The sequence below is a fragment of the Curtobacterium sp. ZW137 genome, assembly GCF_003762905.1.
Lineage (GTDB): Bacteria > Actinomycetota > Actinomycetes > Actinomycetales > Microbacteriaceae > Curtobacterium.
On the sequence record NZ_RJKS01000005.1, the window covers coordinates 1 to 14,444 of the forward strand.

At 70.8% G+C, this 14,444-nt stretch carries 11 protein-coding genes, 1 tRNA gene and 1 other RNA gene; 10 read left to right on the top strand and 3 right to left on the bottom strand.

Annotated features, from left to right (window positions below; translation table 11 throughout):
• Positions 1–100, top strand: a 100-nt coding sequence (locus tag EDF55_RS16235) for an integrase core domain-containing protein (protein ID WP_132050129.1), incomplete at its 5' end; no start/stop codon positions are given.
• A 12-nt stretch (positions 101–112) separates the two neighbouring features.
• Here EDF55_RS16235 and EDF55_RS16240 read toward each other — a convergent pair.
• Both EDF55_RS16240 and EDF55_RS16245 read right to left on the bottom strand, forming a co-directional pair.
• Positions 113–622 carry a hypothetical protein gene (locus EDF55_RS16240; RefSeq protein ID WP_123656033.1) on the bottom strand — a complete coding sequence of 170 codons (510 nt, stop codon included), beginning with the start codon at positions 620–622 and terminating at the stop codon, positions 113–115.
• A 375-nt stretch (positions 623–997) separates the two neighbouring features.
• A tRNA-Ser gene (locus EDF55_RS16245) sits at positions 998–1,082 on the bottom strand.
• 122 nt (positions 1,083–1,204) lie between these two features.
• On the opposite strand from EDF55_RS16245, the gene pta reads away from it, so the two are divergent.
• Together pta and EDF55_RS16255 are read left to right on the top strand one after the other, a co-directional pair.
• The gene (pta, locus tag EDF55_RS16250; RefSeq protein ID WP_123656034.1) at positions 1,205–3,313 is read left to right on the top strand and encodes a phosphate acetyltransferase; all 2,109 of its coding nucleotides are present in this window, start codon (positions 1,205–1,207) and stop codon (positions 3,311–3,313) included.
• Positions 3,314–3,377: 64 nt separating this feature from the next.
• Positions 3,378–4,574: an acetate/propionate family kinase gene (locus tag EDF55_RS16255; RefSeq protein WP_123656035.1), complete on the top strand. Its 1,197-nt coding sequence runs from the start codon at positions 3,378–3,380 to the stop codon at positions 4,572–4,574.
• A 109-nt stretch (positions 4,575–4,683) separates the two neighbouring features.
• On the opposite strand, the gene EDF55_RS16260 is transcribed toward EDF55_RS16255, so the two are convergent.
• The gene (locus tag EDF55_RS16260) at positions 4,684–5,358 is read right to left on the bottom strand and encodes an NAD(P)H-binding protein (protein WP_123656036.1); all 675 of its coding nucleotides are present in this window, start codon (positions 5,356–5,358) and stop codon (positions 4,684–4,686) included.
• A 37-nt stretch (positions 5,359–5,395) separates the two neighbouring features.
• On the opposite strand from EDF55_RS16260, the gene ffs reads away from it, so the two are divergent.
• The 7 genes from ffs (at position 5,396) to EDF55_RS16295 (ending at position 14,338) form a co-directional block, all read left to right on the top strand.
• Positions 5,396–5,492: signal recognition particle sRNA small type (gene ffs, locus EDF55_RS16265), an RNA gene on the top strand.
• A 130-nt stretch (positions 5,493–5,622) separates the two neighbouring features.
• Entirely contained in the window at positions 5,623–8,463 is a 2,841-nt protein-coding gene (locus EDF55_RS16270) for a DNA polymerase III subunit gamma and tau (protein ID WP_123656037.1), read from the top strand.
• Positions 8,463–9,062 carry a recombination mediator RecR gene (gene recR / locus EDF55_RS16275; protein ID WP_123656038.1) on the top strand — a complete coding sequence of 200 codons (600 nt, stop codon included), beginning with the start codon at positions 8,463–8,465 and terminating at the stop codon, positions 9,060–9,062. The genes EDF55_RS16270 and recR overlap by 1 nt, the downstream gene beginning before the upstream one ends.
• Positions 9,063–9,202: 140 nt before the next feature.
• Positions 9,203–10,468, top strand: coding sequence for an aspartate kinase (locus EDF55_RS16280; protein WP_123656039.1), 1,266 nt, complete (start codon positions 9,203–9,205; stop codon positions 10,466–10,468).
• A 22-nt stretch (positions 10,469–10,490) separates the two neighbouring features.
• The gene (locus tag EDF55_RS16285; RefSeq protein ID WP_123656040.1) at positions 10,491–11,543 is read left to right on the top strand and encodes an aspartate-semialdehyde dehydrogenase; all 1,053 of its coding nucleotides are present in this window, start codon (positions 10,491–10,493) and stop codon (positions 11,541–11,543) included.
• Positions 11,544–11,638: 95 nt separating this feature from the next.
• Positions 11,639–13,126, top strand: a complete 1,488-nt coding sequence (locus EDF55_RS16290; protein WP_123656041.1) for a malate:quinone oxidoreductase — start codon at positions 11,639–11,641, stop codon at positions 13,124–13,126.
• Between the two features lie 48 nt (positions 13,127–13,174).
• Entirely contained in the window at positions 13,175–14,338 is a 1,164-nt protein-coding gene (locus EDF55_RS16295; protein ID WP_123656042.1) for an Rv2578c family radical SAM protein, read from the top strand.
• The last annotated feature ends 106 nt before the right edge of the window (positions 14,339–14,444 follow it).

A 14,444-nucleotide genomic window follows, 5' to 3' on the forward strand; every position in this document is an offset into this window, starting at 1 on the left:
GGACTGGCTGCATCACTACAATCACCACCGACCACACACCGGCCTCGGCGGCCAAACCCCATCAGATCGCGTTCATAACCTCACGGGGAACTACACCTAGTGGGTGCGACGGCTAGTGGGTGCGGCGGCCCGGCAGGTACCGGCGGGCGAAGTCCCGCGCCGGCATCGGCCGGGTGATCTCGGTGACCTGGACGCCGAGCGCGTCGACGACACGGTCGAGCCCCTGGTCGCCCCAGACGTCGCCGCGCATCCGGAAGAGCACGTGCTCATCGGCGTCGAAGGCCACGAGCTCGCGGGCGGTGCGGTCCACGGAGCTGCCGAACGTGGTCGCGAGGACGATGCTCGACACCTGCTCGCGGGAGAAGGTCCGGCGTGCCGCGACGACACCGCGCACCGTGACGCCGTCCGGGCCGAGGCCGACGAAGGCCGACCGGAGCCGGACGAACACTAGGCCGACGACGATCGCGATGACGACCACCACGGACGCGACGAGCGCCCACAGCCGCAGCGGGAACGACATCCAGACGAGGGCGACGGCGAGCGGCACGGCGGAGAAGACGATGCTCAGCGCGGTGGAGCGGACCAGCGCGGCACGAGGGCGCAGGACGACGTCGTACGTCATCCGATCACTCCTCGCCGTCGCCGGCGCGGTCGCTTCCCCCACGGCCGTCTCCTCGTCCCCTCGGGTGCCCGGGCACGCCGAAGGACGTCCCACAGGACGGCGCCCCTGCCGTCGATGCACTCGGCTCGACCGTCGTTCGGGCGTGCCGTGCGGTCAGCATAGGGGACCTCGGGGCGATCGCGACAGGTCTGTCCACCCTTTCGGGTCCGTCCACGGCGAACGGGGTGCAGACGGGTCCGCAGGGTGGGGGACCGGTGACGTGTCAACCCGGCGGATCCGCTCAGGAACGGCGAAAGCGCACAGTCCGGGGGACTCGTGCGCTTTCGGGTGGTGCTGGTTTCGATCGGGCCGTTGTGCTGGGTTTCGATCGGTACGCGGAGAATGGGGGATTCGAACCCCCGAGGGCTTGCACCCAACACGCTTTCCAAGCGTGCGCCATAGGCCACTAGGCGAATTCTCCTGGTGCCATCTCTCGATGACGACACCCCATGGTACAGGTCTTCGCGGGTGTGGATGACCACGGTCGTCCACAGGTGTGTCCGTTCCCAGTGGGCGCGACGTGGCCGTGGCTACCCTGGAACCGTGTCGACCCGCATCTACATCACGTCAGCAGAAGGACACACGGGCAAGAGCACGGTCGCGCTCGGTGTCCTCGAGACCCTCGCCCGCACGGTCGGACGCGTCGGCGTGTTCCGCCCCGTCGCCCGCTCCGTGGAAGAACCCGACTACGTGCTCGAGCTGCTGCTCCAGCACACCGGCGCGAACCAGTCCTACGACGACGCCGTCGGGGTGACCTACGACGACGTGCACGCGGACGCCGAGGCAGCACTCGCCACGATCGTGAGCCGCTTCGCCCAGGTCGAGCGGCAGTACGACGCGGTCGTGGTGCTCGGTTCGGACTACACCGACGTGGGCAGCCCCACCGAGCTCTCGTTCAACGCCAAGGTCGCCACGAACCTCGGTGCGCCGGTGCTGCTGGTGCTCGGCGGTCGGAACGCCGCCGACCGCGCCGCCCGCAGCGCGGAGGAGATGGGCCAGGTCGCCGACGTCACCACGAGCGAACTCCGGAGCGCGCACGCCCAGCTGCTCGGCATCGTGGTGAACCGTGCCGACCCGGACGCGATGCCCGCCATCTGCGCCAGCGTCTCCGCCGCGGTGCAGGACGACCACCCGGACACCCCGGTGTGGGCCATCCCCGAAGACGCCGTGCTCGTCGCACCGACCGTGCGGGCGCTGCTCCAGGCCACGGACGCCACGTTCGTCCGCGGCGACGAAGCACTGCTCGACCGTGAAGCCCTGGGCACCGTCGTCGCCGGCATGAGCATGGAGAACGTGCTCCCGCGGCTGATCGAAGGCGGGATCGTCGTGGTCCCCGGTGACCGCAACGACGTCCTCATCGCCACGCTCCTCGCCAACCAGTCGGAGACCTTCCCGAGCCTGGCGGGCGTCATCCTGAACGGCGGGTTCGAGACCGCGCCGCAGATCACCCGCCTGCTCGAGGGGCTGTCGAGCTCGCTCCCGATCGCGACGAACCACCTCGGCACGTACGACACCGCGCTCCGCATCACCCAGACGCGCGGTCGGCTCGCGGCGGACTCCCCGCGGAAGGCCGACCTCGCGCTGTCGCTGTTCGAGCGGCACGTGCAGGCCGACGAGCTCCTCGCACGCCTGCAGGTCACCCCGTCCGGCGTCGTCACGCCACTGATGTTCGAGCACGGGCTGCTCGACCGGGCGCGCGAGTACGGCAAGCGCATCGTCCTGCCCGAAGGCGACGACGACCGCATCCTCCGTGCCGCGTCGACGCTGCTGCAGCGGCAGGTCTGCGAGCTCACGATCCTCGGCGACCCGGCCGCCATCCGCGCCCGGGCGACCGAGCTCGGCCTCGACCTCGACGCCGCACAGCTCGTCTCGCCGTTCGACTCGGACCTGCGGGAGCGCTTCGCCGAGGAGTACACGAAGCTCCGCGCCCACAAGGGGATGAGCATCGAGCTCGCCCGCGACACCGTCACCGACGTCTCCTACTTCGGGACGATGATGGTCCAGCTCGGGCTCGCGGACGGCATGGTCTCCGGCGCGAAGCACACGACCGCGCACACCATCCGACCGTCGTTCGAGATCATCAAGACCCGTCCGGACACGTCGATCGTGTCGAGCGTGTTCCTGATGGCACTCGCCGACCGCGTCCTGGTCTACGGAGACTGCGCGGTCATCCCGGACCCGACGAGCGAGCAGCTCGCCGACATCGCCATCTCCTCCGCCGAGACCGCGACACAGTTCGGCATCGACCCCCGCGTCGCGATGCTCAGCTACTCGACCGGCGACAGCGGCTCCGGCGCCGACGTGGACAAGGTCCGTGCCGGCACCGCGTTCGTCCGCGAGCGTCGCCCCGACCTGCTCGTCGAGGGCCCGATCCAGTACGACGCCGCCGCCGACCCGACCGTGGCGAGCACGAAGATGCCGGACTCGCCGGTCGCCGGGCACGCGACGGTGTTCATCTTCCCGGACCTCAACACCGGCAACAACACCTACAAGGCCGTGCAGCGCTCCGCCGGCGCGGTCGCGATCGGCCCCGTCCTGCAGGGCCTCCGCAAGCCGATCAACGACCTGTCCCGCGGGGCGCTCGTCAGCGACATCGTGAACACCGTCGCGATCACGGCCATCCAGGCCGGCACCGCGTCCGACGCGGCCTGACCGCCGGACGCACCCCGAGCCTCCAGACCGGCTCTCCCGAGCCATCCACAGAAAGCGAGCCACCGTGACCGCCGCACTCGTCGTGAACTCCGGATCGAGTTCGTTCAAGTACCAGCTCATCGAACTCGAGGGGGAGCGCACCCTGGCGTCCGGACTCGTCGAGCGGATCGGTGAGTCGAACGGCGCCTGGAAGCACACGAACGCGCTGACGGGGGAGTCGTCGTCGAACGACGCCGCATCGGTGCCGGACCACGCTGCCGGGTTCCAGGCGATGATCGACGCGTTCGCGAAGGTCGGGCCGTCCTTCGACGAGCACCCGCCGGCGGTCGTCGGACACCGCGTCGTGCACGGCGGGACCACCTTCGACACGGCCACCGTCGTCACCGACCAGGTCGAGCAGCAGATCGACGACCTGTCGAGCCTCGCGCCGCTGCACAACCCGGCGAACCTCGAGGGGATCCGCGCGGCGAAGCAGGTCTTCTCCGACGTGCCGCACGTGGCCGTGTTCGACACCGCGTTCCACCAGACGATGCCGCCGCACGCGTACACCTACGCGATCCCTGCGGACCTCGCCGCGAAGTACGGCGTCCGCCGGTACGGCATGCACGGCACCAGCCACAAGTACGTCTCGGAGCAGGCCGCGGTGTTCCTCCAGCGTCCGTTGTCCGAGCTGAAGACGATCGTGCTGCACCTCGGCAACGGTGCGTCCGCCGCGGCGATCGACGGCGGTCGCTCGATCGAGACCTCGATGGGACTGACCCCGCTCGAAGGCCTCGTGATGGGGACCCGCTCCGGCGACCTCGACCCGGCCGTCCTCATCCACCTGCACCGCGAAGCCGGACTCTCGTTCGACGAGCTCGACGACATGCTCAACAAGCAGTCAGGGCTCCTCGGGCTGACCGGCAACGGCGACATGCGGGACGTCCAGGCGAACGCGATCGACGGCGACGAGACGGCGGAAGCGGCGCTCGCCGTGTACCGGCACCGGATCCGTCGCTACGTCGGGGCGTACACCGCGCAGCTCGGCGGGCTCGACGCCGTCGTGTTCACCGCGGGCGTGGGGGAGAACAACGCGCTGCTGCGACGACGGGTCCTGGCGGGCCTCGGGCACCTCGGGATCGAGGTCGACAACGACCGCAACGAGCTGCACTCGAAGGACGCCCGGCTCATCTCGACGGACTCGTCCCGGGTCGCGGTGCTCGTCATCCCCACCAACGAGGAACTCGAGATCGCCCGGCAGTCCGCCGCGGTCGCGCTGTAGCAGGGCGGGGCGGGCTGGCGCTTGCGCGGAGAGGTCCCGGAAAGCGACAGTGCTGCGACGTCTGACCGCCGCGAACTGTCGCTTTCGCCGAGTACTTCCCGCGCGCTGGTCAGCCGAGGGCGCCGAGGGCCGCCGGGATCGGGGTGTTGCCGCTCGTCACCTCGAACTGCGCGCTGAGCGCGGTCTCGTCGAGGAGCGCGTGCATCACGACCGCCGCCACGTCGGCGCGGGGGATCGAACCGCGCGGGACGGTCGTGCCGACGGTGACGGTGCCCTGCGGCGGGGTGTCGAGGAGGCCACCCGGGCGGACGATCGTCCACCGGAACCGCCGCGACCGGATGCTGGCGTCCGCTTCGGCCTTGGCACGCAGGTACACCTGGAACACGGCGGCGTCGTTCTTCGCCGGGACGACGGCGAGCTCCGGGTCGTACGCGTCCGCACCCATCGCGGAGATCATCACGTAGCGGTCGATGCCGAGGCGCACGGCGGCGTCGGCGAGCAGGATCGCCGCGTCCCGGTCCACCGAGAGCTTCCGCTCGGCGCCGCTGTTCGGGCCGGCCCCGGCGGCGAACACCACGGCGTCGACGCCACGCAGCCGGAGCGCGAGCTGGTCGTCGTCGAGCTGCTCGAGGTCGGCGACGATCGCGGTCGCACCGGTCTGCTCCACGTCGGAGACGTGGGCGGGGTTCCGGACGATGCCGACGGCTTCGTGTCCGGCGTCGACGATGAGACGGGCGAGGAGGAGGGCGATCTGGCCGTGTCCTCCGGCGATGGCGATCTTCATGTGTTCGATGATGCTCCTCGTGTCCGGTAGACTCTTCCGCGGCTCCTCACGTGACGCCATCCAGGCCAACTCCCCCAGGGCGGAAACGCAGCAAGGGTAACCGGGCTCTGGCGGGTGCGTGAGGAGTCTTTTCGTTGTGCGGGTAACCGGGGCAGCGCTGATCCACGCGGGGTGCGTGAGGAGTCTTTTCGTTGTGCGGGTAACCGGTTCCGCTGCGGGAGAGTTCCGGACGGCGGTGTCGGCGGTCCCGGCTACCCTTGTCGCGTGGTCACCGCCCTGTATCGCCGTTACCGGCCTGAGAACTTCGCCGAGCTCATCGGGCAGTCGCAGGTCACCGACCCGCTCCGCACCGCCCTCCGGACCAACCGGGTCAACCACGCGTACCTGTTCAGCGGGCCGCGCGGCTGTGGCAAGACGACCTCGGCGCGCATCCTCGCGCGCTGCCTGAACTGCGCAGAGGGACCGACCGACACCCCGTGCGGCGTCTGCCCGAGCTGCGTCGAACTCGCGCGCGGCGGCAGCGGCTCGCTCGACGTCATCGAGATCGACGCCGCCAGCCACAACGGCGTGGACGACGCGCGTGACCTCCGCGACCGCGCCGTGTTCGCCCCGGCGCGCGACCGCTACAAGATCTTCATCCTCGACGAAGCGCACATGGTCACGCCGCAGGGCTTCAACGCGCTGCTCAAGCTGGTCGAGGAACCGCCGGAGCACGTCAAGTTCATCTTCGCGACGACCGAGCCCGAGAAGGTCATCGGCACGATCCGGTCGCGCACCCACCACTACCCGTTCCGGCTCGTCCCGCCGGCCGTGATGCTCGAGTACGTCGAGCAGCTCTGCGGGCAGGAGTCCGTGTCCGTCGCACCGGGTGTGCTGCCGCTCGTCGTCCGTGCCGGCGGCGGGTCCGTCCGCGACACCCTGTCCCTGCTCGACCAGCTCATCGCGGGCAGCGAAGACGGCGCGATCGCGTACGACCGTGCCGTCGCGCTCCTCGGCTACACGGACAGCGCGCTCCTCGACGACGTCGTCGACGCGCTCGCCGTGGCCGACCCGGGTTCCGCGTTCGCGGCGATCGACCGTGTCGTGCAGACCGGCCAGGACCCGCGGCGCTTCGTCGAGGACCTGCTCGAGCGTCTCCGCGACCTCATCGTCGTCGCCGCCACGAACGAGAGCGCCGGCGCGGTCCTGCGTGGTGTGTCCCCGGAAGAGCTCGACACGATGACGCGGCAGGCCGGGGTCTTCGGCGCGAACGGGCTCTCCCGCGGTGCCGACATCGCGAACCGTGCCCTCACCGACATGACCGGAGCGACCTCGCCCCGGCTGCACCTCGAGCTGATGATCGCGCGGATGCTCGTCCCCGAAGCGGACGACACCCAGCGCGGCGCACTCGCCCGGGTCGAGCGGCTCGAACGCCGCGTGGGCGTCGGCGACGCCGGTGGGCACCACGAGACGGCGCCGTCTCGTCCAGTCGAGTCGACGCAGTCGGCGCGCACGGCTCCTGCGGCGCAGGCACCGTCGCCGATCGCAGCCACGGCACCGCGAACCCCGGCGCAGACGACGTCCGCGCAGGTTCCGGCGGCCCAGGCACCGGTGACGCCCGCGCCGACGGTCAACGCCCCGGCCACGAACGCCCCGGTCACGAACGCGCCGGCGACGAACGCCCCCACGAAGAACGCCGCGCAGGACGCAGCAGCCTCCTGGGCGGCCGTCGCGCCGAGCGCTCCCGAAGCCCCGGAGAGCCCGGAACGCCAGCAGCCGGCTCCGGAACGGACGACGTCCGAGCCGAGCGAGCACGCGGCGGCGTCCTCGACCGGGCAGGGCACCGTCATCGGTTCCGAGCCCGTCGTGCAGCCGATCGCCGCAGTCGGGCTGCAGCAGATGCGGGACACCTGGCCGCAGGTGCTCGAACACGTCCAGCGTGCCAAGCGCTCCGCGTGGACCGTGGTCGTGACGGCGCAGGTCACCGCGCTCCGCGACGACGTGCTCACGCTGACGTTCCCGAGCCAGCAGGACGTCGCCTCCTTCAAGGAGATGTCCGACCCGACCACGAGCGTCAGCGAACTGGTGCGCGCCGCGATCCAGGACCTCCTCGGCTTCCGGGTGAAGTTCGTCGCGCGCGGCCCCGGTGGTCCGGGGGGAGCAGGCCAGCAGCGTCCGGCCGTCCCGCAGAACGACGCCCCGAGCCAGCCCGCGCCGCAGCAGGCCGCGCCGACGACGACCGCGCCGACAACGACGGCGCCGAGCCAGGACGCCCCGGTGACGGCCGCGCCGGACCAAGCCGCGCCGACGCCGACGCCGGCAGCCGCAGACCAGGCGCCGCCGCGCCAGTCCACCGCGCCCGAGGACGCCCCGAAGCAGGACGCGCCGAAGCAGGACGCCCCGAAGCAGGACGCGCCGAAGCAGGACGTCCCGAAGCAGGACGCGCCGAAGCAGGACGTCCCGAAGCAGCCCGCGCCGAGCCAGGCCGCGCCGCAGGAGGACCCTGCGCCCCAGCAGGACCGTGCGCCCGCACCGGAAGCACCGGCCCCCGCGCCGAGCACCTCCTCGGGTCCCGTCACCGAGTGGGCCGTCGCCACGATCCCCGCGACCGACCCCACCGCGGGCGCCGTACCGGACGACGTGGAGCCCACCTGGGCCGCACCGATGGGGTCGACCGCCCCCGGCGACACCGTCGCTCCCGCGGGTGCACCCGCCCAGACCCCGGTCCCGACCTCGGGCCCGGTGGCCGACGTGCAGGCGGCGATCGACGCCCTGCAGGCCGGCAAGCGCCCGGCGCAGGTTGCACCGCCGGCGCGGGACGAGCCTCCCGTCCCGGTCGACGACTACCCGCTCGACGACGCACCGTTCGACGACGGCGCCCCGTTCCCCGATCCCGGCCCCGGCGGCGCCCCCGCGCCGACGCAGCCAGCGCAGCAGCAGCCTGCCCAGCAGCAGCAGCAGCCTGCCGAGCGGCAGCAGCAGCAGCAGCCAGCCCGGCAGCAGCCGCCGGCCCAGCAGCAGCAGGTCCGCCGCGCCCCGGTCCCCGGCCGCTACGGCGAGGCCGTGGTGCGTGAGATCCTCGGCGCGCAGTTCATCGAGGAGACCTCCCTGAGCGAGGGCAGCTGATGTACGACGGCATCGTCCAGGACCTCATCGACGAGTTCGGCCGCCTCCCCGGCATCGGCCCGAAGTCGGCGCAGCGCATCGCGTTCCACATCCTCCAGAACGAGTCGTTCGACCCGTCCCGGCTCTCCGAGCTCCTCGCGGACGTCAAGGAGCGGGTCCGCTTCTGCGAGATCTGCGGCAACGTGACCGAGTCGGAGCGCTGCAGCATCTGCCGCGATCCCCGCCGCCAGCCGGCCACCATCTGCGTGGTCGAGGAAGCGAAGGACGTCGCCGCGATCGAGCGCACCCGCGAGTTCCGCGGGCTGTACCACGTGCTCGGTGGCGCGATCAGCCCGATCGACGGCGTGGGCCCGGACGACCTCCGCATCCAGCAGCTCATGACGCGTCTGGCCGACGGCACCGTGGAAGAGGTGATCATCGCGACCGACCCGAACCTCGAGGGGGAGGCCACGGCGACCTACCTCAGCCGGTTGCTCGTCCCGATGGGCATCCGGACCACGCGTCTCGCGTCGGGCCTGCCGGTGGGCGGCGACCTGGAGTACGCGGACGAGGTCACCCTCGGCCGTGCCTTCGAGGGCCGCCGGCTCGTCGGCGGCTGAGGCAGCGCCGACACCGGAGCCGAGGACCCCACGCAGGATCGTTGCGTGCAGGGCCGCTCAGACGCAACATCCCCGAAACACCGTCTACGATTGTCGAAGCCGCGCTCGGTCGCGGACCCGTCCTCCAGGAGTACCCGCCCGTGGCCTTGATCGTGCAGAAGTTCGGTGGATCGTCCGTCGCGGACGCCGAGAGCATCAAGCGCGTCGCCAAACGGATCGTGGAGACGAAGAAGGCCGGCAACGACGTCGTCGTGGCGGTCTCCGCGATGGGTGACACGACCGACGAACTCGTCGACCTGGCGCACTCCGTCACGCCGATCCCGGCTGGCCGTGAGCTCGACATGCTCCTCACCGCGGGGGAGCGCATCTCGATGGCGCTGCTCGCGATGGCGATCAAGAGCCTCGGGGTCGAAGCCTCGTCCTACACGGGCAGCCAGGCGGGCATGCTCACCGACGCGCAGCACGGCAAGGCGCGCATCGTCGACGTCACGCCGAAGCGCGTCCGTGAAGCACTCGATGCCGGGCACGTCGCGATCGTCGCCGGGTTCCAGGGCTTCAACCGCACGACGGGGGAGATCACCACGCTCGGCCGTGGTGGCTCCGACACGACCGCCGTCGCCCTCGCCGCCGCGCTCGACGCCGACATCTGCGAGATCTACACCGACGTCGACGGCATCTTCTCCGCCGACCCCCGCGTGGTGCCGAAGGCGCGCAAGATCGACCGCATCACGAGCGAGGAGATGCTCGAGCTCGCAGCGTCCGGCGCCAAGGTCCTCTACATCCGTGCCGTCGAGTACGCCCGTCGGCACGGCGTCACCCTCCACGTCCGCTCGTCGTTCAGCAACGCCGAGGGCACCATCGTCTACAACCCTGCGAAGGGGGAAACCGTGGAAGAACCGATCATCACCGGCATCGCCGGAGACCTCTCCGAGGGCAAGATCACCGTGGTCGGCGTGCCCGACCAGCCGGGCAAGGCGGCCGAGATCTTCACGATCGTGGCCCGCTCCGGCGCGAACATCGACATGATCGTGCAGAACGTGTCGGCGGCGTCGACCGGGCGCACCGACATCTCGTTCACGCTGCCGAAGGACCAGGGCCAGAACGTCCTGACCGCGCTCGGCGTCGCGAAGGCGGACATCGGCTTCGAGAGCATCCAGTACGACGACCAGATCGGCAAGCTCGCCCTGGTCGGTGCCGGCATGCGGACGAACGCCGGTGTCTCCGCCGAGCTCTTCCGTGCGCTGCACCAGGCGTCGATCAACATCGAGATGATCTCCACGTCGGAGATCCGCATCTCGGTCGTCACCCGCGCCGACACCCTCAACGACGCGATGCGCGTCGTGCACGAGGCGTTCGGCCTCGACGCCGACAACGAAGCCGTCGTGTACGCCGGCACCGGCCGCTGAGCCGACGAGAGCAGGAGCACCCATGTCCGACCTCACCATCGCCGTCGTCGGCGCCACCGGCCAGGTCGGCGCCGTGATGCGCCGTCTGCTCGAGGAGCGCGCGTTCCCCGCCACGACGGTCCGCTTCTTCGCGAGCGCCCGGTCCGCCGGCACGACCCTGTCCTTCCGCGGGCAGGACATCGTGGTGGAGGACTCCGAGACCGCCGACCCGGCGGGCATCGACATCGCGCTGTTCTCGGCCGGCGCCACCGCGTCCCGTGCGCTGGCGCCGAAGTTCGCCGCTGCCGGTGCGCTCGTCATCGACAACTCCAGCGCCTGGCGGATGGACCCCGAGGTCCCGCTCGTCGTCAGCGAGGTCAACCCGCACGCCATCGACCAGGCGGGCAAGGGGATCATCGCGAACCCGAACTGCACGACGATGGCGATCATGCCGGTCCTGAAGGTGCTCGACGCCGAGGCCGGTCTCCGTCGTCTCGTCGCCACCACGTACCAGGCGGTCTCGGGCTCCGGTCTCGCCGGCGTCGACGAGCTCCTCGGACAGGCCAGGGCCGCGCTCGAGCAGGACACGGCACGGCTGACCCACGACGGTTCCGCGGTGACCTTCCCGGACCCGGTGAAGTACGTCCGCCCGATCGCGTTCGACGTCGTCCCGCTCGCGGGCAGCATCGTCGAGGACGGCCTGGGCGAGACCGACGAGGAGAAGAAGCTCCGCAACGAGAGCCGCAAGATCCTCGAGCTCCCGGACCTGCTGGTCGCCGGCACCTGCGTCCGCGTGCCGGTGTTCACGGGGCACTCGATCTCGGTGCACGCCGAGTTCGCCGAGCCGTTGTCCGCTCGGCGCGCCACCGAGGTCCTGGCGAGCGCCCCCGGTGTCGAGCTCTCCGACGTCCCGACCCCGCTGCAGGCGGCCGGGCAGGACCCGACCTTCGTCGGCCGGATCCGCGCCGACCAGTCCGCGCCCGAGGGGCACGGTCTGGCGCTCTTCGTCAGCAACGACAACCTGCGGAAGGGTGCGGCGCTGAACGCCGTGCAGATCGCCGAGGTCGTCGTCGCACGTCGCGCGGTCGCGGCGTAACCACCCGACCGACGGGAGGCCCGGTGCCAGCTGGCACCGGGCCTCCCGTCCGTTTGTTGGGAGCGTCGACGACGCGACGCCAGTAGGATCGTCGGGTGGCAGTGAAGCAGGTGGACCCCATCGACGTCGTCCTCGTCGGGGGAGGGATCATGAGCGCGACGCTCGGTGCGATCATCCACCGGCTCGAGCCGAGCTGGAAGATCCGCGTCTACGAGCGGCTCGGCAGTGTGGCGCAGGAATCCTCGAACCCGTGGAACAACGCGGGGACCGGGCACTCCGCCCTCTGCGAGCTGAACTACACGCCGGAGCTGCCCGACGGCCGCGTCGAGATCACCAAGGCCGTCAACGTCAACGAGCAGTTCCAGGTGTCCCGCCAGTTCTGGTCGTTCCTCGTCGAGACCGGCACGCTGCCCGACCCGAAGAGCTTCATCAACCCGACGCCGCACATCTCCTTCGTCTGGGGTGCGGAGAACGTCGAGTACATGCGTGCCCGGTACGAGGCGATGAAGGACCACCCGCTCTTCGCCGGCCTCGAGTTCAGCGACGACGCCGAGCAGATCCGCAAGTGGGCGCCGGCGCTCATCCCCGGTCGCAAGAAGGACCAGCCGATCGCGGCGACGTACTCCGCAGCCGGTTCGGACGTCGACTTCGGGTCCCTCACGCGGCAGCTGTTCGACCAGCTCGAGGTGGACGGCGTCGAGTTCGAGCCGAACCACCAGGTCACCGCGATCAAGCGTGGCAAGGAGTTCGACGGCTGGGCACTCGAGGTCCTCAACGAGGTCGGCCGGTCGAAGCAGAAGATCGCGGCGAAGTTCGTGTTCGTGGGCGCCGGTGGCGGTGCCCTGCAGCTGCTGCAGAAGTCCGGCATCCCGGAGATCCGCGGGTACGGCGGCTTCCCGGTGTCGGGCGAGTTCCTGCGCACCGACGACCCCGAGGTGGTGCAGAAGCACTCCGCGAAGGTCTACGGCAAGGCCAGCGTCGGCGCTCCGCCGATGTCGGTGCCGCACCTCGACACCCGCATCGTCGACGGCAGCGCGTCCCTGATGTTCGGTCCGTACGCGGGGTTCAGCCCGAAGTTCCTCAAGCAGGGCTCGATGCTCGACCTGTTCCGCTCGATCCGCCCGCACAACCTGCGCCCGATGCTCAGCGTCGCGTTCTCGAACTTCGACCTGGTCCGGTACCTCGTCGGTCAGCTGCTCGCCTCGAAGTCGACGAAGTTCGACGCCCTCCGGGACTTCATGCCCGCTGCGCAGCCGGAGAACTGGCACAAGATCATCGCCGGGCAGCGGGTCCAGGTCATCAAGCCGGACAAGGACAAGGGCGGGGTCCTGCAGTTCGGGACAGAGGTCATCACGGCTGCGGACGGGTCCATCGCGGGTCTGCTCGGCGCGTCGCCGGGGGCCTCGACCGCGGTGCCGATCATGCTCGGGCTGCTGCGGAAGTGCTTCCCGGACCGGTGGGACCGCTGGGAAGACGCCGTCCGCGTGATGGTGCCGACCTACGGCCAGGACCTCGGCGAGGACGCAGCGCTGGCGGACGCGACGCTGGAGCGCACGGCGAAGGTGCTCGGCCTGCACCACTGACCCCGTGGTCGTCTTGCGCTCCGTTCGAACGTGTGTTCGAATGGTGGCATGCGATGGGACGGGCAGGCGATCGACGCGTCGGGGGCGGACATGCTCCCGGGGCTCGAGTCGAACAGCGGGTTCGTCCGGAGCGTGACGACGCCGGAGTTCGCCGGAGTGACCTTCCACGAAGTCCTCGCGAAGTCGGCGCTGAACCGTGTCGGCGCGATCGACGGTGGCACGTGGGGGATGACGATCAACCCGTACCGCGGCTGCTCGCACGCCTGCGTGTACTGCTTCGCACGGCCGACCCACACCTACCTCGAGTTCGACGGCGGCTCGGACTTCGACCAGCAGATCGTCGTGAAGACCAACGTCGCCGATGTCCTGCGGCGTGAGCTCGCGAAGCCGAGCTGGGACCGGCACCCCGTCGCGCTCGGGACCAACACCGACCCGTACCAGCGGGCCGAGGGGAAGTACCGGTTGATGCCGGGCATCATCGCGGCCCTGGCGGAGTCCGGCACGCCGTTCAGCATCCTGACCAAGGGGACACTCCTGCGGCGGGACATCCCGGCGCTGGTGGCAGCGTCGAAGGTGGTGCCGGTCGACCTCGCGATGTCGATCGCGGTCTACGACGACGAACTCCAGCAGTCCGTCGAACCGGGTACCCCGACCACGACGGCGCGGCTGGCGACGGTCCGGGCCGTGCGGGACGCCGGTCTGTCGTGCTCGGTGTTCCTGATGCCGGTGCTGCCCTACATCACCGACACCACGGCGCACCTCGACGACGCCATCGGCCGCGCCGCTGCGGCCGGTGCGACGAGCGTGATGTACTCGGCGCTCCACCTCAAGCCGGGCGTGAAGCCCTGGTACATGGACTGGCTGGCGCGGACCCACCCGGACCTCGTCGCGCGGTACCGGGCGATGTACCTCGACAACACGTACCCGCCGAAGGACTACCGGCGCTGGCTCGGGGAGCGGGTGCGGCCGATCATGCGGGCGCACGGGGTCGGGCTCGGCCGTGTCGATCCCGCGACGGGGTCGATGGGGTTCAGCGAGGGGAGCGGCCCCGGGACGGACCCTGCGTCGGGTCCCGGGAGCGATCGCGCCGCGGGCATCTCGCCGCTCAAGCGCGCAGACCGGACATGGGACGCCCGCCACGACGTACGGACCGCCGCCCTGCGGACCGCCGCGCGTGCGGGCATCACGAACGGCGTGCCCACGCTGTTCTGAGGACCCGTCGGTCCGCGTTCGGGGGACACCGGACCCCGTCCGTGGCCGGTATCATCGACTCTGTCGTCGCCTGGTGCCCGATCCGGGGTACACGGCCTCTCCGTTG